The following is a 20,998-nucleotide window of genomic DNA, read 5'->3' as shown; positions in this document are numbered from 1 at the left end:
TGTTGTTCTGTTAGGCTGGAGGTCGTTGGGTTGGTGTCTGTTAAGACGCACAGGTCCAGTTAAGCTTGAGCAATCAGTCCGGTTAAAATAAAAGGGGTGGTAAAAACCACCCCAATCCCAAAATTTTCGTTGTACGCAACGCTTACAGTAGGCCGTACTGCTTGAGTTTTTTGCGCAAAGTGCCACGGTTTAACCCCAATACTTGAGCGGCGCGAGTTTGGTTGTGGCGGGTGTATTTAAGTACAACTTCTAAAAGCGGCGCTTCGACTTCGGCCATTACCATGTCGTAGACATTGCTAACCGATTGGCCGTCCAGGTGCTGGAAGTAATTTTCCATTGCCTGTTCAACGCTGCCGCGCAGGGATTGTCCCTGGGCGGGTTGTGCAACCTGTTCTTGGGGTGTGATAGGCGCATCAGTAATAAATGTTTCTGCTGAGTTCATGCCGCTTTTTCCTCTCGTTCTATCAGCGGTTCGAAGTATTGTCGAACGCTGGCATGTTGATCTTGTGGCGTTGCCAATTGGTTAAAATTGGCTCGAAAATCTCCTGTGTCGGCCAGTGTTTTTAGGTACCAGCCCAGGTGTTTGCGTGCTATTCGCGGCCCCATAACTGGGCCGTAAAAATTTGCCAACTCGGTGAGATGGCTTAACAGAATATCTCTGATTTCAATCAAAGACGGCTCCGGCAAATGTTGACCTGTACGTAAGTAATGGTCTATTTGCCGAAAAATCCAAGGGCGCCCCTGTGCGGCGCGGCCAATCATGACCGCTTGGGCCCCGGTGTGGCGCAATACCTGATCGGCCTTGTCGGCACTGTCGATATCGCCATTGCAAAACACAGGTATGCGACTGTGTGCGACAACATCCGCTATAGTGTCGTACTCGGCATTGCCTTCGAAGCGACAGGCTCGGGTCCGACCATGAATCGCTAAAGCGGCGATGCCTGCGTTTTGAGCAATATCGGCAATGCGACGGGCATTGCGTTGCTCCGGGCTCCAGCCTGTGCGTATTTTCAGTGTGACAGGCACCTCGACAGCGCTTACGACTGCCTCGAGAATATCCCCCACTAATTTTTCGTTCTGTAGTAGCGCTGAACCCGCGGCTTTTTTACAAACCTTTTTTGCCGGGCATCCCATATTTATATCGATGATTTGTGCGCCGTTGATCACGTTTAAACGCGCGGCATCGGCCATCATCTGTGGGTCACCGCCGGCAATTTGTACCGAAATTGGACCCACTTCCCCTTTGTGGTCGAGTCTCATTTTACTTTTGCGGCTGTGCCACAAACTGGTGTCAGAGGTGACCATTTCTGAAATAACCAGTCCCGCTCCCATGCGCCGGCAGAGCTGGCGAAAAGGTCGGTCCGTCACACCAGCCATAGGGGCTAAAATGACTTTGGAGTCGATTTGATAAGGGCCAATTTGAAACACTGTCAATTACCTAGCCGACTGTTACTTGAATGCTGATTTGGTCGCTTCTATACCGACATGGCCGGCCAAAAAGGGGGAGCTATGATACCTTTTTGTGGCGCGGTTGGGAACGCAGAAATTACACAGATTGGGCTTTTTTTAACCTAAATAATCCTTGACTTATGGGGGGATTATTGAATCTCTAGTCGATAGTTTACCGCCGCCTCACCCGGATCGGCCAGTTCTAAAGATAGGTGGATAGGTTGGTTTTTAGGCATAATCTTGCTGCCTGATAGTTCACCTTTTAAATATTCTTGCGGCTTGAAGATTCTGGACGCTACAGGCTTGTTGTTGATGTCGGTAAATGTAAGCTGCAAGTTGGGGTAAGCCTGATTGTATGTGGCGCCGTTGAGTACAATGGCATCCACTACCAGTGCGCGAGGGACATCGGGGTGGTTACGCACCACTAAATTAAACGTGCGAATGCTTTTATGGTCGCTCATTGCCGGCAGTTGGCAGCCCAGTAGTTCACAGGCGCTACTGTAGTAGGCGCGGTATGGTTCTTGTCGGCTGAAGCGGTCGAATTGCAGCCAGGCGACTTGTGCAAACAAGGTTAGCAGGGCGAGTACGATAGCGCTGCTCCACAGCAATTGTTTTTTCCAGTGTCGGGCGCTGGCCCCAGCCATTTCCACGGGCTCGGGGTCAATGTTGTACAACATACTGCTGCGATTGGAGTCAAAGGCGCTGAGCATTTCGTTGAAGTTGTCGTCCGGCTCTTCTTCACGGGTTAAGTGAAATTTAGGTGGAGGTGGCGCTTGATGTTGCGAGGGCTCGGATGACTGGGTGCCGTCCAGCGAGTCGTCGCCGGTTATAGTTTCGCTCTGCCAGGCGTCCTCATCGGTCTCATCTTCGGTTAGCGGGGCATCGTCAGTAGGTGGTTCGCCCTTGATTTGACTGATGGCGTTGGCGGCGTCCAGCGGTTGGTCATCGAGGTGTTCGTCGCCGACAATACTCAGGGGTGAGTCAAAGGTTGATTGGGCCGAGGAGCGAGGCTCTGGGTCGCTTTCGAGTAAGTTCTCTGCCCAGGACTCGTCGGTATCATCGATAAAATCGTCTGGCTTGTCGTCCAGTTTACGGTCAAACAGCGAATGGCCAGACTTTTTCTCTTCGATAAAGAACATCTCTTCATCTTCGGTGTCTTCGGCATCCATGTTGTCGCTAATCAGCTGGTTATCGTCCAGCTCGCTTTCGCGATTGATTTGCTCTTGGTCGAAGGCCAGCCCAGTTGAGGGGGTCGCCTGCTTGGTTGTTGGTTGTGGTGGCTCAGGCGGAGTGATGTCTAAGTGTTCTTGCTGAGGTGCGGGCTGTTTTTTGGTTTTGACTGTTTTGGCGCTGGCTTTTTTCGCCGCCGTTGGTTTGCCGTCCACCAAATGTTTTTGCGCATTAAAAATATGCAAACAAGAGCCGCAACGAACCGCACCACGCGCTTTTTGGATTTGCGCTTGGGTAATGCGAAAAGATGTGCTGCATTCTGGGCAGCGGGTCACCATCTCGGCCATTGGGCGTTTTGCGTCCTTTATGGGTGTCGGTTTGTCGGTTTTAAAGCGGACTAGCCACTATATTACTGTTTTTTTTGGCCTACCAGTCGAACCCATTCTTCCTTTTGTGCAATGGGTTCAAATTCAAAGTGTTCAGTATAGGCGTCCATAACAGCTTGTGCTTGTGTGTTCAGTATACCCGATAGGCAGATTTTGCCGCCGGGCCGGGTGAGTTGGGTCAGCTCTGAGGCGAGCTCTGCCAGTGGGCCGGCTAAAATATTGGCCAGAACGATATCGGCGCTGTTTCCCGGCGCTTTTTGCGGTAGATAAACAGGCATGGCGGTGTCGGCAAGTCCGTTGCGCTCGGCGTTGTCGGCCGTGGCTAGTAGCGCTTGAGGGTCAATATCCACCCCGACCACATGTCGAGCACCAAGCTTGAGAGCCGCAATACCCAAAATACCCGAACCACAGCCAAAGTCGATTAGTTCAAGATCGGTCAAGTTTTGCTGGTCGAGCCACTGCATACACAAAAAGGTTGTGGGGTGAGTGCCAGTGCCGAAGGCGAGGCCGGGGTCGAGCAGGATATTGATCTTGTCGGGCTCGGGTGGTTCGCACCAGCTGGGGCAAATCCAGAGGCGTTCGCCGCAGCAAATAGGGTGGAAGTTGCTCATCCACTCTCGCTCCCAGTCTTTGTCTTCTAGTTGCTCCCACTGTAGATGACTCAGGGAGTGCCCGAGCTGTTGTTGCAGCTCGCGACCTGTGCTCTGGGTGTCGATACCCGCTTCGTACAAGCCGGTGATTTTCACCTGATCCCACAGAGGGGTTTCCCCCAAGGCCGGTTCCAAAATAGGTTGGTCGGCGTTGTCTTCTAGGGTGACGGAGACGGCACCGCATGCCATTAAGGCGTCCTCAATGGCGGCGGTGTCGGCTCTGTTTGCAGTCAGTTTTAGTTGCAGCCAAGGCATAGAATGTTTGCACTGATGGCCCGGCTGGCGCCGGGCGTTAGATTAGTTTTCCAGCTTTTTTTCAAGGTAGTGAATATTGACACCACCTTCGCGAAAGGCCGTGTCACGCACCAGTCGTTGCTGCAAAGGAATGTTGGTGCGGATTCCGTCGATCACGGTCTCTTCCAATGCGTTGCGCATCCGGTTGAGGGCAATCTCGCGGTCTTCACCATGGGTAATCACTTTGGCGATCATGGAGTCGTAGTTTGGCGGTACGGTGTAACCACTGTACAGGTGTGAATCAACGCGTACGCCAAATCCGCCTGGAGCGTGGTAATTCTTGATCGTGCCGGGGCAGGGCATAAAGGTTTTTGGGTCTTCGGCGTTGATACGACACTCGAAGGCGTGGCCGCGAATGACAATGTCATCTTGAGTTAGCGATAATTTCTCGCCTGCGCAGACGCGAATTTGCTCTTTAATAATGTCGACACCAGTGACCATTTCGGTTACCGGGTGTTCAACCTGAACACGAGTGTTCATTTCAATAAAGTAGTAGTTGCCGTCTTCGTAGAGAAATTCAAAAGTACCCGCGCCTTTATAGCCGATATCAATACACGCTTGTACGCATGATTGAGCGGTGGATTCACGCACATCTTCGGGTATGCCCGGTGCTGGCGCTTCTTCCAGGACTTTTTGGTGGCGGCGCTGGAGCGAACAATCGCGGTCGCCCAAATGGATGGCGTTACCTTGTCCGTCGGACAGCACTTGTATTTCTACGTGTCGTGGATTTTGTAGAAATTTTTCCATGTACACAGTGTCGTCACCAAAGGCGCCTTTGGCTTCGCTTTGGGTGATGTGTATCGAGCTCATCAAGGACGCTTCGGTATGGACGACTCGCATGCCGCGACCACCACCACCGGCGGCTGCTTTGATAATAATGGGGTAGCCGATACGACGCGCAATTTCTTGGCAAGTGTCGCGATCGTCGGTTGGCAGCGGGCCGTCGGAGCCGGGCACAGTAGGGACGCCTGCCTTTTTCATGGCGGCAATGGCAGCCACCTTGTCACCCATGGTGCGAATAACGTTTGGATCTGGGCCAATAAATACAAAGCCACTTTTTTGCACTTGCTCGGCAAAATCAGCATTCTCTGCTAAGAAACCATAGCCTGGGTGTACCGCAATGGAATCGGTCACTTCCATGGCGCTGATAATGGCCGGAATGTTTAAGTAGCTTTGCGGCGACGGGTTGGGGCCTATGCATACGGACTCATCCGCCAGGCGCACGTGTTTTAAATCGCGGTCCACCTGGGAGTGGACGGCCACCGTCTTAATGCCCATTTCTTTACAGGCGCGTAGAATACGAAGCGCAATCTCGCCGCGATTGGCGATCAGGACTTTTTCAAACATAAACCAATTCCTCGAAATCTGTCAGCACGTTATTAGTGCTTTAGCCATTGGGCGTAAAGCATGCGTTAGTGGCAGATAAATATTTATACAATGGTCACTAGAGGTTGGTCGAATTCTACGGGTTCACCGTCATCTACGAGGATGGCTTCGATCACGCCAGACTTGTCGGCTTCAATCTGGTTCATCATTTTCATCGCTTCGATGATGCAGATAACGTCGCCCGCTTTAACGTGCTTGCCTACTTCGATAAAAGTCGGTGAGCCGGGGCTAGGTGAGCGGTAAAAGGTGCCGACCATGGGTGATTTCACCAGGTGGCCGGTGGGGGTGTTATCCGCTTCGCTGGCGCTCTCGGTGGCAGGTACTGGCGCGGCTGGCGCAGGGGCGGGCGCGACAGGCGCCTGCATAGGGGCGTAGGCTGGAGCGTTAAAGGCTACTTGGCCTGAGTTGCGGCTAATGCGCACAGACTCTTCGCCCTCTTTAATTTCCAGTTCGCCGATATCGGATTCTTCCAGAAGTTCGATCAGTTTTTTAATTTTACGAATGTCCATTGGACCCTCTCTTTATTTCGGGTGTTACTTTAATAGTTAGTTTATTCGCTTAAATGCGAAAGAGCTGCCGACAGTGCTAGTTGGTAGCCCTTAGGGCCAAGGCCGCAAATAACGCCCTCGGCTATATCAGAAAAATAGGATTTATGGCGGAATGCTTCACGTTTGTACACATTGGACAGGTGCACCTCGATAAAAGGGATGGCAACTCCCAAAAGTGCATCGCGCAGGGCGACACTGGTGTGCGTGAAGGCGGCCGGGTTGATGATAATGAAATCAACCCCTTCAGTGCGCGCATCGTGAATGCGTTCAATCAGTTCGTACTCGGCATTGCTTTGCAGGCACATCAAATGGTGGCCGTCATTGCGACACTGCTCAGTCAGGGCGCCATTGATGTCGTCCAGTGTATCGGCGCCATAGTGAGCGGGTTCACGCGTGCCCAATAAGTTCAGGTTTGGGCCGTGCAGCACTAATATGCTCGCCATGCTTTAATCCCTCGTTTGAACAGTGTTTGCCAAGTCAATCGGTTTGTTGGTCTGCGTTAATGCAGGTACAGGCCGCGAGTGTGCCGCAAAATCTTCGCGCTGTCCATGTAAAAGCCGCTTTTTCTCTACTTCGCCGACAATGGCTACACGTTTGCGGTTTTTTAAGGACTTTTACTCGCTCTAAAACATGCTGCCCGCTGCTGAGGTGAAGTTAAAATGACACGTTCGATACATATTCGCTGCCATTTCCTTCAAGTTAGCCGTTAAGTTAGCAAAACTCGCAGATTTTTCCACTAACATCGTAAAAAATGTCGCTATTTGTCTGTAAGTGGCGAAAACTTTTCCCGCAGATGCTCTTTACGTAACAGTTGTGGCAGTATTTCCCCAGGGCCTGAGCTGTTGGGAGAGAACCACAGATACAAGGGGACACCGCTGCGGCTGTAGGATTCGAGTACGCGGGTGATTTCTGGGTCCCTATTGGTCCAGTCGCCTTTTAAGGTAGCGATGTCTAATCGCTCAAAGGCTTCTTCAATTTCTTGAGTGTCGAGGGTAATACGTTCGTTGGCCAAACAGGTTATGCACCAATCGGCGGTAAAGTTCACGAAGACGGGGCGTCCTTGATCGCGCAGCTCTTGTAACCTTTGGTCGCTGTAAGCTTCCCAGCGCGAAGGCTCCGCTTGGCGGGTTAGACCCAGATAGGGAATCAGCAGCGCCGCGCACAGCGATAGTGTGCTGGTCAGCAGAATTAGGCCTCGCCACAAGGGTTGCTCTGGCCGGTACTGACGTAGCCAGAGGCCAAAGGCAAAGCAAACCAAACCCAGCATTAATAGAGCGATGGCATCGCTGTCTAATTGGCGGCCCAATACCCAGAGCAGCCAAACGGCCGTTAGGTACAGTGGAAAAGCAAGTGCCTGTTTAAGTACGTCCATCCAGCGGCCGGGCTGAGGCAGGTGCTGAATAAAGTAGGGGAAGTAGCACAGTAGCAATAAGGGCAGTGCCATGCCCAGCCCTAGGGCGACAAACACTGCCAGCGCTGCTGCCGCTGGTTGAGTGAGGGCGTAGCCCAGTGCGACCCCCATAAAGGGAGCTGTACACGGGCTGGCGACAACCGCGGCCAAAATGCCGGTAAAAAAGGAGCCGCTCAGTCCGCCACTCTCCGTCAGGTTTTGTCCGAGGCCCATCCAGCGATTACCAAAATTCAAAAATCCCGATAGTACGAGCCCCATCAGTAAAAACAGGTAAGCCAGTGCTGCCACTAATAGAGGAGATTGCAATTGAAACCCCCAGCCAATCGCCTCACCACCAGCTTTGGCAATCAACAGAGCGGCGGCAAAGCCAACAAAGCAGGTCACAATGCCCAGAGTGTAGGCCCAGCCGTGGAGGGGCAGACGGGAGCGGTCGGCGTGAGTAAGGCTGAGCACCTTGATCGATAGCACCGGGAATACACAAGGCATTAGGTTGAGAATAACCCCGCCAAGTAGGGCGAAGATTAAGGCAGTCATTAACATGCCGGAGTCTTTATTGATGGTGGCCGTCGCCGCCTGGTGTTGTTCAAAGGTTTCGCGGTCGATACTTTCGGTTAACTCGCGAGCCGGGTCGATGGTTAAGAAGTCATCGTAGGGTGGGTAGCATAAACCTGCATCGGCGCAGCCTTGCGAGCGAATTTTGAGGTTAAACGGCGCTTCAGAGGCGGGCAGAGCGACCGTTAGTGTGGCTTGTCCGTAGTGAACGGCCATATTTTTCTCAAAATACTCATCGAACTTCTCGATGCTGCTTGAGAATATAGGGGTAAGCTGGGTGCCATCACTGCGTATAAGCTGGAATTGCTCTTGGTACAAGTAGTAGCCGGGCTCAATGTCCCAGTGAATAATGAGGTTGCCGTCTCTGACCCAGGTTGAGAGGAGATAGGCCTCGGTGACCTCTAAAAACTCCTGCGGTGCATCGTCAGTCAGATAATTTGTATTTTGAACCGGTGACGACTCGGCATTGGTGCCGGGTATAAGGCTGGCGGAGTTTTTCGCGTTTACGGCCATTGGCAGGGTGCAAATGGCAATAATCAGAAGTAATAACAGGCGGTGCAATTTGGGCATGGTGTGTCAACGCTTGAGAGTGTGGGGGTATTTTGGCGATTATGCCTGATCTTTACAATTACTTTGAGACTTTGGCCTCAGTGATGAGTTCCCGATTGCTCATGCTTTCGCTATCACGATAAACTGGTCGGTGGCAGGTTGTTGAATTGGGGAGAGGTATGTTTACAGTTAAGAAAACGCTAGTGTGGGGCTGGATGTTGTGCGCCGCTTTAGCCGGGTGTGCAACCTCGCCACCTGAGCCAGTCGACCGGCCAGCTCCAGAGCCCAAGCCACAGCTGACAGAAGCGCAAAAGCGCGAGCGGTATATCGCCGACCTCTTGTATGGGGCGGAGCGAGCCCTTTCTCGTGATCGCCTAATGATGCCCGGCTACGATAATGCCTACGACCGTTACAGCTCGGTGTTAGCGCTGGAGCCGAATAACAGCGAGGCAAAGCTGGGTATGCAGGCCATTGTTTTGCGCTATTTAGACATGGCTCGCAATGCGGCTCAGCGCAGCTATTTTGACAAGGCGCAAGCGTATCTGGATCGTGCCTCTGGTGTATTACCGGATAATGCAGCGGTTCAATCGTTGGTCGATCAGCAGCGCGAGGCTTTGGCGAAGCCCGAACCGCGCCTTGAAGCGCAGAACGCTCACCGACTGAGCACCACAGCGTTGGCCAAGCGAACAGATGAAATTAAGCAGCAACTGGCGCACTTGGCGCAAACGGCAAAAGAGCATAACCATATGGTGCTTATTGTCACCGGCTCAGACGGTCAGGGGCGGTGGGTGTACCAGACCATGCGTAAAGCGGTTCCCGGCTATTTATTGCGCGGCGATATTCAAGTGGGGGCACCGGCTCGAATTGAGCTATTGCCCCCTTTGTAATTCATAAGGAGTTAAGTGTGACATTAAAGCTTTGGTTAGGTGTGTTGCTGGGGGTGTCTATGACACTGCCAGTTTTGGCTCAATCTCCGCTGCAGGTCAGCGACGGGCATGTACGTTTACCTGTGCCCGGGCAAACAAAAGCCGCCGCTTTTATGCAGATTCATAACGCAACTGCGAACGATATAGAGCTGAGCTCTATTCAGTGCCAGTGCGCCTCGCGGGTGGAAGTACATTCTCATCGGCACGAAAATGGTTTAATGAAAATGCGACGCGAAGAGTCCTTGCCCCTACCTGCCAATGCATCGGTCACTTTGGCCCCGGGTGGTTGGCATCTTATGCTGTTGGATTGGAATACCACGATTCGCACTGGAGAAGATGTGCAATTGCAGCTGACTTTTAGTGATGAATCTACCCAGTTGATAACATTGCCGGTAAAAAGTGTGTTTGATGGCGGCGAGCACCGTCACTCTCACCATCACTAACGCACAACGGAGGCCTTATGGCGCTGGAAAAAATTAAACAAGGTTGGCATAACATTACTCATCGAAAGAAAGCACAAGCTTATGGTGACAGCGGAGATTCCGAGTCGACGGCACGCTGGGGTTGGCTGCTGCTTCCTATCGTTTTACTTGGTTTAGCGTTGGTGGTGTTGGGTTGTTATTGGAGTTTTACCCCGACACTGTTTAATGTATCGGCTCGGACCGAGGCGGCCTTAGTTGAGTATGAACGCAAGTCGGTAGTGGGCGCGGCTACCACGGTAAGTTTAATTACTGTAGCCGATACCTTGCTGAACAAACCTGGCGGCTACCTAAGTAACGATGTCACTCCGCCCAGCTTGTGGCTGGATAATATGCCTCACTGGGAGTATGGCGTGATCATACAAGTGCGGGATATGAGTAAAGCAATGCGTGAGGCCTTCAGTCGCTCACAATCGCAATCGTTAGAAGATGAAAATTTAGCCACGGCCGAATCGCGTTTTAATTTTAATAATGACAGCTGGTTATTCCCGGCCACTGAAAAACAATACCGTGAAGGTATTACCCATTTAAATCGCTATTTGCAACGTCTGGCAGACCCAGCCGATAAAAACGCCCAGTTTTTCGCGCGAGCGGATAATTTACGGTATTGGCTTTCGACCGTTGAAACACGACTTGGCAATTTATCTCAACGCTTAAGCGCCAGTGTTGGCCAGCAGCGTATTAATACCGACTTGGCTGGTGACTCGGTCGCCAGCCAGGCTACCCCCGCGCCGGGTGATGACTTTGTGAAAACGCCCTGGTTGGAAATCGATGATATTTATTTTGAGGCGAGAGGCTCGGCCTGGGCGCTGATTCACTTTTTGCGGGCAGTGGAGCACGATTTTGCCGATGTGCTGGAAAAGAAAAATGCCCTGGTAAGCTTGCGTCAAATTATTCGCGAGCTCGAAGCGACTCAGCACCGCATTCACAGCCCCATGATTTTAAATGGTAGTGGTTTTGGTTTATGGGCTAACCACTCACTGGTGATGGCGTCTTATATTTCACGTGCCAATGCGGCGATTATCGATTTGCGCGAACTTCTGGCTCAAGGATAAGTGCCTGGGGCCAAATAGAGGTAGCGTGTGCACAACGCATTTTTATTAACTCGTCACTGGCGCGACACCCACCGTGGTTTGGAGTTAGATTTGTGGTGGTCCACCGATACCGGGCCACTACAAACCCGTCACACCGCGCAAGAGGCGGTGTTTTTTATTCCTGAGCATAAACTGCAGTCGGCCCGCCAAATTCTCGCCACGCTGACCGGTTGGCACAGCAAAAGCGTGGCTTTAAAAAATCGCGATGGCAAACCGGTTGCGGCTCTGTATTTTCGTACGGTAAGCCTGGCTCGCGAAGCTGAAAAGCGCCTAACTTCTCATGCCATTCCTTGTTGGGAGGCCGATATACGCCCGCCTGAGCGTTTTCTTATGGAGCGCTTTATCAATGCCAGTGCTTGTATTGATGCATCGGGTGAGTCAGCTACCAAGCTGGTTAACCCGCGCCTGATGCCGACACAATATCACCCGAGCTTGCGGATGGCCTCGATTGATATAGAAACCTCGATGGATGCCCAGTCGCTGTATTCAATTGGTGTCTGGTCCGATCAAACCCAATGCGTTTTTATGGTGGCTTCTTACTCCACAACCCATGTGCTGAAGTCTGGGGTCGATGTGGTGGTTTGTGACAGCGAAAGAGCGTGCCTTGAGGCTTTTTTAAACTGGCTTGCGCGCGAAGACCCAGATGCTTTAATTGGCTGGAATGTTATTCAGTTTGATTTGTGGGTGCTGCATAACATTGCCAAGCGCTTAAAAATTGAGCTGCGTTTGGCGCGAGGTGGCGGGCGCGTGTACTGGCGCGAAGAGAAAGGCGAAGGAGGGCGGCGCTTTATCAGTGTTCCCGGGCGGGTAATGCTCGATGGCATTGACTTGTTAAAAGCTGCCAACTATCAGTTTGAAAGCTTTAGCTTGGATTTTGTCGCCAGCCAGCTTTTGGGTGAGGGCAAGTTATTGCACGGCGCCGGTCGCGGTGAAGATATTACCCGTTTATTTGAGCAAGATAAATTGCAGCTCGCGCGTTATAACATCAAAGACTGCGAGCTGGTGTGGGACATCTTTGTGCAACAGCAACTGCTTGCATTTGCTGTTGCACGCAGCCAACTGACCGGTTTGTTGCTGGATCGGGTGGGTGGATCGGTAGCCGCTTTTGAATACAGCTACCTGCCGAGGCTGCACCGGCAGGGTTACATTGCCCCCAATTTAGGTGAGTTGCACACAGACATTGTCAGTCCCGGCGGTTATGTAATGGATTCCAATCCTGGGCTATACGATCATGTTTTGGTCTTGGATTTTAAAAGTCTGTACCCGAGCATTATCCGAACGTTTTTTATCGACCCCTGCGCTTTTTGGTCTACTCAGCAAACTCAATATAAAGGTAAAGATACCGTCCCCGGTTTTAATGGCGCTGAGTTTGATCGCCAGTGCGCTATTTTGCCCAGTATGATTGAAACCTTATGGCAGGCACGGGATGAGGCTAAAAAATCTGCTGATCTTCCGCTGTCCTATGCCATTAAAATCATTATGAATTCTTTCTATGGTGTCTTGGGCTCCAGTGGGTGTCGTTTTTTTGATCCACGGGTTGCCAGCTCCATCACTTTGAGAGGGCATGAGATTATTCAGCGCAGTAAGCAATGGATTGAATCTCAGGGGTATCAGGTGATTTATGGTGATACCGACTCGGTATTTGTTTGGCTGGCTACAAACGAGTCCGAATTGACCGATGACGCGGCTCGGAAAATTGGACATACTTTGGCCGAGGGGTTAAATCAATGGTGGCAAGACCTTTTATTGGCAGATTTCAAATTGCAAACCGCGTTAGAAATTGAGTTTGAAACCCATTATAAAAAGTTTCTAATGCCTACGATTCGCGGTTCGGAGGAAGGCAGTAAAAAGCGTTATGCCGGAATGGTCGCGGAGAGCGGACAGCAAACGTTAGTGTTTAAAGGCTTGGAGTCGGTGCGCACCGATTGGACTGAGTTAGCGCGCAAGTTTCAAACCCAGCTGTACGAAAATATTTTTTTAGCCAAGCCCTACAAAGATCTGGTAGTGAACACACAGCAAGCATTAATGGCCGGTGAACTGGATGAACAGTTGGTTTATCGTAAACGACTGCGCCGACGTCTTAATGAATATGAAAAGAATATTCCCCCCCATGTGCAGGCCGCGCGCAAGTTAAAAGAATGGACCGGTGAAACCGTGCAACGTGGCGATTGGATTCGCTATGTGATTACCACCCAAGGGGCGGAGCCGGTCAGTGCCAGACACCACCCGATTGATTACGACCACTACCGCGAGCGGCAATTGGCACCGGTGGCCGATGCCATTCTTTACTTTCTCGATGATTCTATGGCGGCTATTACCGATCAGCAGTTGTCTCTGTTTGGCTGAGCACTAGATTCACGGATAGGCTATTACCAAGTGTTGATAGTTGCATTGGCACCGTCGACGATAACATCAAACTTAATGTTGGCTCCGTCAATTTCGATAGTGTCCGAGACGCTGCCGCCGGGAATGCCAGTACCGGTAACTGTGACGGTATAGGAACCATCGCTTTTGGCAATGCTATAGGCACCCGTGCTGGTGGTGGTTTCATCATCTCCGCTGACATCTACGTCAATATTATCCAAGCCTTCACCCACATCGTAAAAAGAATCGCCGTCGCTGTCATTGTAAACGACACCGGTAACAAAATAGTTATTGCCCGATTTGGCAAAATTTTGCGTCATCATGGACGATAAATACCAATCTTCACCGGTACCACTAAAGTCAAAAGTACCCACCATTTGCCCGGTGCCAACCTCGCGAAATTCAGGCCTAAGGATGTTTTCCCGATGGTATGCGGATTGAAAGAGCCCGGTGTTAGTCGGAGGGTTTCTACCCTCGTGGTGGAAGGTGATTTGCTGGGTTAAATTAATGCTCGTGCCACTGGTGCCACTGACGGCGATATTCTCCCCCGAGCGCCAGCTGCCAGAAAAATTGTAGCCCGCGGCGTTCATTCTTTGGGTGGCGCTACTACCACTTTCACCGGTGTGGGAGAAGGTGTCGGCATTAAGCATCCACTGACTGTGGTCGCGTGCGGCGTGCATCAAATCGGTGTTGAATGCCAGGGGCTGTTTCTGGTCGGGGCTTATTGTTCCCGGGGCTAAGTCATCGTTAAGGTCGATGCCATAGCGATCGGCCTCAGCCTGCGGGTCAAATCGAGCGCGGTTAATGAGCTCTACCATTAGCACTTCTTGGGCGGTAAAGGCATTTCTTTGGCTGCTGGTGCGCGGTGTTGCTGAGACTTCGGCGCTGTCGTCCGATTCCAGCGAGTCGGTGGTGGCTGTGACCACAAAGTAGTAGGTTGAATTGTTGGTTAGTCCGGTCACATTATGGGGTGAACTAACGTCTTCTTCCCAGTCGCCTCCGGTATAGGCGCCAATATTATCACTGGCAATATAGGGCTCGCGGGCCCAAAAAATATTGTAGCCAGTGGCGCCAGCGACATTTTCCCACTCCACGGTTACCGCTGCTGAGCTGGCATCAGTAGCGAGACTTGCTACGGCTGCCAAGCTGGAAATGGAGCTGGAGCTGGCTGAGCTTAAAGACGAACTACTGGGGCTGGAAGAACTGTTTGAGCTTGATGATGAATTGCTGGAGCTGGAAACGTCACTACTGCTGCTAGAGCTTTGCGCGCTCGATGACGAATTGCTGGAGTTACTGGAGGCAATACTGCTCGATGAGCTACTGGAGATCGGCGCACTGCTAGCGCTGGATGAGGCAGGCTCGCTGCCTGCGGAGCTTGAGCTGCTAGGCACAGCGGTATTTGTCGAGCTGCTACTCGAGAGATTCGACGTGCTAGAGGCGCTGGCAGAGCTGGGCGTTGAGCTGGCGCTCGAACTCGGAGGTGGGTTTGGTGTGGAATTGGCCGTCGAACTAACACTGCTGCTGGAGACCACTGGGCTGGAAGAGCTACCTAGGCTGCTAGAGGAAATGACAGAGGCAACACTGGATGAGCTGGTTACAGGAGTCGATGAGGCAGAGGGGGAGTCGTCACCCTCATCCTGTGCACCGCCACAAGCGCTGAGCAGTAGCAATAGGCCGATACCGGCGATGTTTTTCATTGTGATCAATACCTTTTAAGCCTCAGAGTCTATTGATTCAGATTAGTACGTCTCGGCTCAAAACTAAAGCATCATTTCAAAGTTCGCTGGCAGGGTGTGAAATGCGACAATCTATTTAATATGGCGTTATATCCAGCGGGGATAATTGGCTAAGGGGCTTGTCACATTGGAAGCTCAGGGGTAGTCTAGACGGCCCTATTTTTGTGAGTATGAAAAATCGATGGAAGAGGTCATAGACGAGCTTAAAAGCAGCGCCGAGTCCGTTCCGGTACCTTTAGAGTTGCCCGAGGAAGAGACTTTGGTGACGGTAGAGGAGGAGATTCTCCTGCCTATTCCGCGGGAAATGCGTCAATTTTTGCTTCATGCCAGCGATGTGGTTTACGGCTCCATCGAGCCGGTAACCGCGGCCGACCCTTATTCACACACCTATTTGCCTGAGGTGGCAGCGCAAGCTTGGGCCAATGGCGTGCCGCGTCATTTGGTACCACTGTGCGAAGCTAACGGGCACTATTACTGCGTTGAGCCCGAAGGTGAAGTGGTTTTTTGGCGCGATGGCGACTTAACCGATGAGCGTTGGCCCTGCGTTTGGGATTGGGCTCGAGAGGTTTGGCTGGAAAGTTAGTCATAGCAACGGTTAACCAAGTTACCTCTAGCAGCCTGCTAGAGGTACTCTTAGAATAAATTGATCTTAACGCGGCGCATATCCCGGTCGAAAGCCTGAGTAGATAATGGTTTTTTAACCGCCTGCTAGGTGTAGCTGCCGTCGAGATCAGCCATGTATATTCGCGATGCCAATCTGCAGCTTGAGGCGAGCCATAGTGCTCGCACTCGGGTTGAGACTCAGGAACATTTTGCTCTGCACTTTGCCAGTCCTGGCAAGGCCCCCGAGCGAATACCGAATCCATCAGCCATTTCTGCAAGCTCACCTTTACCTGCCTCCCCGCCTGATTTATCCCGAGCTGGAGCCTTGCTGCGGCTGGAGCGTCAAGAACTATCCTTTACAAACAGGCCCCTAACCGCTCAAGATCAATTACAAATTCTGGTTGTCGAGCAGCTTTACCGGCAAGCGACCGGCCGAGAGATGACTCTCAGTTTGCCCGAGCTGACTCAGCCTGGAGCCACTTTCACCCTCGAGATTCCCATCGTTGCCCCTCGTGTAGCCGATACACAAAGCGCCCAGTTTGGCATGATCTACCAGAGAACGCAGCTCACCCAGGAGTCTGCCAATCTGCAGTTTCGTGCCACCGGTGAAGTGACCACACGGGAAGGGCGAACCATCAATATTGAAGCTGTACTCACCATGCAGCGCGACTATATACGGCGCGAGTCAGTGACCGTACGCGCTGGTAGTGCTGCTTTAATTGATCCTTTAGTGATTAATTTTGATGGCTTGGGAGCACAATTGAGTGATCAGCGTTTTGCATTTGATCTCGACAATAATGGTACTCGGGAGCAAATTGCCAGCTTGCATGCCGGCAGTGGCTATCTCGCCTTAGATCGCAATCAAGACGGCAAGATTAATCATGGTGGTGAGCTGTTTGGGCCGAGTAGCGGCCAGGGGTTTAGAGAGCTGGCTGAATTTGACGCGGACGCAAATGGATTTATCGACGAGGGTGATGCGATTTACGATAAATTGCGAATCTGGCGGCGATTTGACGATGGCACTGAGCAATTAATGGCGCTGGGACAAGCCGGCGTCGGAGCTATTTATTTGGGCCATGTTACCTCGCCATTTAGCCTTAAAGGTACCGATAATCAAACCTTGGGAGAAGTTGCCAGTACAAGTATTTACCTGCGTGAAGACGGCAGTGTGGGGGCGGTACAGCAGGTGAATTTGGCGGTGTAGGTTAGGCCCCGCGTTGCGGGGCCTGTTGCCATTTAATACAGCAGTACTGCCCCTGAATCGGGTGCACTGTTATCGGCAGCATCACCGTCGACACCTGTTGCGGCACTGTCTTCGCGAATGCTTGCAATCGCGAGCGTGGCGCTTATGCCGTCCATCGCCAGTGAGTCGCCCCAACGATCGTTCGACTCGGCAGTTTTCCCCTTAATGTAGCGGGCTTGCTGCCAGCTGGTGTCAGTGCGTTTAAAGAGATAAACCGCGCCGCTGTTCGTGACGCTGTTGTCGGCCGCATCGCCCTCAATGCCGGTGGCCTGGCTGTCTTCAAGGTGTGCGCTGACCGCTAAGTATTGCCCATCGGCGGTCATGGCCAGGTCGTGGCCAAACTCGTCGTAAGCATCGGGGTGGCTGGCCTTGAGGTAAGCCGTTTGACTCCAGCTGTCACCCTGGTAGCTAAACACGTGTACCGCGCCGGATTTGTAGGCTGTATCTGGCTGTGTCTCTCCATCGCTGAGGTCTACCAACTCGGCGTAGTCTTCCGGGTCGCCATCAATACCGGTGGCACGGCTGCCATCACCCGGGGCCGCGGCGGCCAAGGTGTTGCCATCCGCCGATATGGCTAGAGCTGAGCCCAGAAACTGGCTGGTGTAGGTAAATGTGCTTTTGAGGTAGGCCTCTTGCGCCCAGGTTGTATCACTGCGGCGGAAGACATAGACCGCCCCCGAGGAAGATGCAATAGTGTCTTCGGGGGGCTCTTGGTTAATGCCGGTAGCGGCGCTGTCTTCACCGATGGCGCCCACTGCCAGTACATCGCCCGCTTGCGACAGCGCAATGCTGGAGCCAAATCGGTCGCCTGCCACGGGTGTTTCTGCTTTGACAAAAGCTTGCTGAGTCCAGTTGCCGTCGGTTTTGCTGAATACATAGACCGCACCCGCTTGGGGTAAGGTATTGTCGCTCTCATCTCCGTTGATTCCGCCCAAGGCACTGGCTTCATAGAGGGCGGCTACCGCCAGAGTGGTGCCGTCACCCGACAACTTTACCGCGTTGCCAAAGCGGTCTCCGGTGGTGTCGGAGTACTCGCTGGAGCTGGAGCTGCTGGTATTGGAGGCTGAGCTTTCACTGGAAGATGAACTGCTCTCCTCCTCTGGGGTGTTGGACGCCTTAATATAAGCCGACTGTACCCACGTGGCTTGGGAGCGCTCAAACAGGTAAACCGCCCCGGCATCTGTAGCAGAATTGTTATCCTGCTCGCCGTTTATGCCGCGTGCGTTACTGTCTTCACGAATAGCGCTCACCGCTAGCGTATTGCCATCATCGGAGAGGTCAATGGAGTAGCCAAAGCGATCTTGAGTAATATAAAAATCGAGCTGGTTGCCGCTATCATCTTCCAATGAGCGCTGTTGTTCAGTATTTGAAGCTTTAATATAGGCCTGTTGGGACCAACCCGCATCGGATAAATTGAAAACATAAACAGCACCGGTAGATACGTTGTTGTCGTTATTTTGGTCGCCATTAATACCGCGGCTGACTGAGTCCTCTTGGGTGGCACTAACCGCCAGAGTCATGCCGTCAGCGGACAAGGCGACATCCCAGCCGAACCAGTCGCCGGCTTCTGTATTAGACGCTTTTGCGTAGCCAATACTGTCGGCCATGGCATTGATGGCAATAGATTGGTCAGAGTTAGTGCAGTCGTTAGCACTGACGCAAGCCTCGACCATATAGCGTGCATTGGCCCAGTCGTGCAAATGAACGCTGACAGTATCAAACAGTTCGGGCGCGGTGGTGTCAGCTCCTACTTGGGTGTAACCGCTGTTGCCGTCCGGGTCTTTGTATACCCGGTAAAAAGCGGCGTTCTCGACGGCGTCCCAGTGTATACGCAGCGTTTTGGCCGCAGCCCCTTCAATATTAATGCCGGGCCAGGCGGCTACACTGCTACTCGAAACACTGGATGAAACTGAGGAGCTGGACGAGGTCGTTGTGCTACTGGACGCGCTGGATGAGGTTTCTGAGTCGTCGCTGTCACTGCCGCAACCGGTTAGCGCCAGACAAAGTAGTAGGCTTGTCGTGACACTTGTGTATTTGGTGGGGGTGAAAAACTCGTCTCTCATGCAGCTCGATTCCTGAAATTGAAGGTAAGCGGGGGATTCTGTCTGCGTTGGCCTCGCGTGTCAACGCTATACCGGCCTAAGACCACGAGAAGAGGGAAGAATTCCCCCGCAATAAAGTATTACGGGGGATGCTGGGCTAGTAGAGGTAGACCGCACCAACATTGTCACCGCTATTGTTACTTTGATCACCGTCGATATCAGTTGCCGTGCTGTCCTCGCCGGTGGCGGCGCCTATTAGCGTCTGGCCATCGCCAGACAGAGCAATCGAGCGGCCGAAAGTATCATTGGCATTGGTATTGGGCGCTTTGAGATAGTTGGTTAGTTGCCACTGCTCATCCTGTGTGGTGTAGACAAAAACACTGCCTGATGCGGGTGCTCCGACGCTGTCCCATAGCTCGCCAATACCAGCCCCCTCAGAGTCATCCCGCGGCGCGCCGACAGCGAGCGTATCACCGGAGGCACTGAGCGATACTGACCAGCCAAATAAGTCCATTTCGTCAGCGTTTTCCGCCTTGATATAAGTGGATGGGCTCCACTGGGTGCCGTCAAACGCGTACAGATAGACCGCCCCGGAGTCCTCTTCACCTAATTCCGGGCTGGAGCCTTCAAAAAACTCGTCTCCGAGTGAGCCGCTGGTAATGCCCGTGACTGTGGCATCCTCCCTCGGGGCACCAACAGCTAAAAGATTGCCTGAACGAGAAAGACTGAGGGAGTAGCCAAATTCATCTTCCTCTTCTGTATTTAGCGATTTAATGTAGGCGCTGTAGCCCCATCCGCTGTCGCCATTGGTAAGAATGTGCACCGCGCCTGAGTTTTTGGCTGTAATGTCAGTCGGATCGGCGCCTATCCCAGTACCGGAGGCGTTATCGCCCGGTGAGCCAATGGCCAGCATGCCCCCGTCATTGGCAAATGCCAAGCTATAACCAAACCGAGCGGGTGTTGCATCGTTACAGATGATACCTGGGGGGCGAGGACTAAAACACGGTATTTCTCTTTCGGAGCCAAGTGGCGGTTTTATATAGGCATCGAAGATCCAGTTGGCGTTGTCTTGCTGGTAAACATACACTGCGCCGGCGAGCTTAATACTGTTGTCGGTTTGATCGCCGTTGATACCGTCGGCGTTGCTGGCCTCATAGGGGGCCGATACCGCTAGAGCACTGCCGCTGTTATTCAGTGCCACCCGCAAGCCAAAATAATCTTTGCTGTCCGCATTATCGGCTTTAATATAATGTTGCTGTTGCCATGTATCCGAATCGGCACTGCGGTTAAAGGTGTACACAGCACCTGAATTTTCTTTGTCGTTGTCATTGATGTCGCTGTTGAGGCCCGTGCCTGAGCTGTCTTCAAAGGGAGCGCCAACGGCTAAGGTGTTGCCGTTTTCGGACAAGGCTAGCGTGTAACCGAATAAGTCACCCTCGCCACCGTCGGTGGCGGGGTTGTCAATTCGCTGCTGCAATTGCCAGCCGCTATCGGACAGCGTGTAAATGAAGGTCGCTCCGGCTTCTTCATTGTCGCCATTATTTAAGTTGGGCATACCGACCGCTGCGGTTGCGCCATCGCCAGATAGGGTTACGGCAAAGCCAAATAACCCTTCATTTTGCGCTTCGCCAGGTTTTAAATAACCTATCGCCTGTGTAATTTGATCTTGCAGGGATACTGAATTAGATTCAGTGCAGCCATCGCTGTTGCATGCTTCAACCAAATATAGGCCGTCATGCCAGTTTGTTAAATGTGCAGCCAGTGGGTGAGAAAAGGATGTGCTAGTGAGCTCGTTACTGATGGCCTCGAAGCCAGAGTTACCATCTTTATTGGCATATACTCGGTAGTAATCGGTGTTAGAGGTGGACTCCCAATTTAAAGTGAGTTTTTTTACTGCCACCTCAGAGGTTAATTGCGGCGCGGCTGGGGGCTCTTGCGCGGTTTTATTGGTGCTGTCACTGCCACCACAGGCTGTGAGTGAGGTCGCAATACCGGCTATTATCCAAGGTGCGACTTTTGAGGTCAGTAAGTCAGCCATATCCTTCTCCATAAAGTCATTAGGTCAGGTTTAAACTTAACAGAGCCGGCTGGAGAATGAACGCTGTAATTTGTTAAA

At 52.2% G+C, this 20,998-nt stretch carries 18 protein-coding genes; 7 read left to right on the top strand and 11 right to left on the bottom strand.

The genetic code is table 11. The features are described 5' to 3' along the window. Positions 1–142 precede the first annotated feature (142 nt). The 8 genes from fis to Q4563_RS09475 form a co-directional block, all read right to left on the bottom strand. Positions 143–442 carry a DNA-binding transcriptional regulator Fis gene (gene fis, locus Q4563_RS09510; protein ID WP_215976066.1) on the bottom strand — a complete coding sequence of 100 codons (300 nt, stop codon included), beginning with the start codon at positions 440–442 and terminating at the stop codon, positions 143–145. Continuing rightward, the gene (gene dusB / locus Q4563_RS09505; protein WP_442903750.1) at positions 439–1,428 is read right to left on the bottom strand and encodes a tRNA dihydrouridine synthase DusB; all 990 of its coding nucleotides are present in this window, start codon (positions 1,426–1,428) and stop codon (positions 439–441) included. Before dusB ends, fis begins: the two co-directional genes overlap by 4 nt. 170 nt (positions 1,429–1,598) lie before the next feature. Beyond that, positions 1,599–2,966, bottom strand: coding sequence for a DUF3426 domain-containing protein (locus Q4563_RS09500; RefSeq protein ID WP_303604363.1), 1,368 nt, complete (start codon positions 2,964–2,966; stop codon positions 1,599–1,601). Between the two features lie 62 nt (positions 2,967–3,028). Beyond that, on the bottom strand, positions 3,029–3,910 hold the full coding sequence (prmA, locus tag Q4563_RS09495; protein WP_215976064.1) for a 50S ribosomal protein L11 methyltransferase: 882 nt from the start codon (positions 3,908–3,910) through the stop codon (positions 3,029–3,031). A gap of 42 nt (positions 3,911–3,952) precedes the next feature. After that, on the bottom strand, positions 3,953–5,296 hold the full coding sequence (accC, locus tag Q4563_RS09490; RefSeq protein WP_215976063.1) for an acetyl-CoA carboxylase biotin carboxylase subunit: 1,344 nt from the start codon (positions 5,294–5,296) through the stop codon (positions 3,953–3,955). Positions 5,297–5,379: 83 nt separating this feature from the next. Further along, entirely contained in the window at positions 5,380–5,844 is a 465-nt protein-coding gene (gene accB / locus Q4563_RS09485; protein ID WP_215976062.1) for an acetyl-CoA carboxylase biotin carboxyl carrier protein, read from the bottom strand. 41 nt (positions 5,845–5,885) lie between these two features. After that, a complete protein-coding gene (gene aroQ / locus Q4563_RS09480) occupies positions 5,886–6,326 on the bottom strand; it encodes a type II 3-dehydroquinate dehydratase (protein WP_215976061.1) in 441 nt (146 codons plus the stop codon). Positions 6,327–6,640: 314 nt separating this feature from the next. Beyond that, positions 6,641–8,416 (bottom strand): protein-disulfide reductase DsbD family protein, encoded by a 1,776-nt coding sequence (locus Q4563_RS09475; protein WP_303604362.1) that lies wholly within the window; start codon positions 8,414–8,416, stop codon positions 6,641–6,643. A 158-nt stretch (positions 8,417–8,574) separates the two neighbouring features. Here Q4563_RS09475 and Q4563_RS09470 point away from each other — a divergent pair, with 158 nt between their 5' ends. From Q4563_RS09470 to Q4563_RS09455, 4 genes are read left to right on the top strand one after another with little or no spacing between them, the layout of a single operon-like run. Further along, positions 8,575–9,282: a hypothetical protein gene (locus tag Q4563_RS09470; protein WP_303604361.1), complete on the top strand. Its 708-nt coding sequence runs from the start codon at positions 8,575–8,577 to the stop codon at positions 9,280–9,282. Between the two features lie 17 nt (positions 9,283–9,299). Next, entirely contained in the window at positions 9,300–9,764 is a 465-nt protein-coding gene (locus Q4563_RS09465) for a copper chaperone PCu(A)C (protein WP_215976059.1), read from the top strand. 17 nt (positions 9,765–9,781) lie between these two features. Continuing rightward, positions 9,782–10,855: a DUF2333 family protein gene (locus tag Q4563_RS09460; protein WP_303604360.1), complete on the top strand. Its 1,074-nt coding sequence runs from the start codon at positions 9,782–9,784 to the stop codon at positions 10,853–10,855. Positions 10,856–10,882: 27 nt separating this feature from the next. Further along, entirely contained in the window at positions 10,883–13,240 is a 2,358-nt protein-coding gene (locus Q4563_RS09455; RefSeq protein ID WP_303604359.1) for a DNA polymerase II, read from the top strand. Between the two features lie 23 nt (positions 13,241–13,263). Here Q4563_RS09455 and Q4563_RS09450 read toward each other — a convergent pair whose 3' ends face one another. After that, complete coding sequence (locus Q4563_RS09450; protein ID WP_215976056.1) at positions 13,264–14,352, bottom strand: CAP domain-containing protein; 1,089 nt, start codon at positions 14,350–14,352, stop codon at positions 13,264–13,266. Between Q4563_RS09450 and Q4563_RS09445 the strand changes: the two genes are divergently transcribed. The 3 genes from Q4563_RS09445 to Q4563_RS09435 all read left to right on the top strand — a co-directional run bounded on the left by Q4563_RS09445 (position 14,324) and on the right by Q4563_RS09435 (position 16,801). Then, positions 14,324–14,974: a hypothetical protein gene (locus Q4563_RS09445; RefSeq protein WP_303604358.1), complete on the top strand. Its 651-nt coding sequence runs from the start codon at positions 14,324–14,326 to the stop codon at positions 14,972–14,974. The genes Q4563_RS09450 and Q4563_RS09445 overlap by 29 nt on opposite strands. 201 nt (positions 14,975–15,175) lie before the next feature. Next, complete coding sequence (locus Q4563_RS09440; protein WP_215976054.1) at positions 15,176–15,577, top strand: SMI1/KNR4 family protein; 402 nt, start codon at positions 15,176–15,178, stop codon at positions 15,575–15,577. Positions 15,578–15,730: 153 nt separating this feature from the next. Further along, positions 15,731–16,801, top strand: a complete 1,071-nt coding sequence (locus tag Q4563_RS09435; RefSeq protein WP_303604357.1) for a hypothetical protein — start codon at positions 15,731–15,733, stop codon at positions 16,799–16,801. A gap of 32 nt (positions 16,802–16,833) precedes the next feature. Here the strand turns inward: Q4563_RS09435 and Q4563_RS09430 are convergent, their stop codons facing one another. Further along, positions 16,834–18,903, bottom strand: coding sequence for an FG-GAP repeat protein (locus Q4563_RS09430; RefSeq protein ID WP_303604356.1), 2,070 nt, complete (start codon positions 18,901–18,903; stop codon positions 16,834–16,836). A gap of 136 nt (positions 18,904–19,039) precedes the next feature. Further along, positions 19,040–20,920, bottom strand: a complete 1,881-nt coding sequence (locus tag Q4563_RS09425; RefSeq protein WP_303604355.1) for an FG-GAP repeat protein — start codon at positions 20,918–20,920, stop codon at positions 19,040–19,042. Positions 20,921–20,998 lie beyond the last annotated feature (78 nt).

This window comes from Gilvimarinus sp. 1_MG-2023 (assembly GCF_030548285.1).
This window is presented reverse-complemented; position numbering and strand designations above follow the sequence as displayed.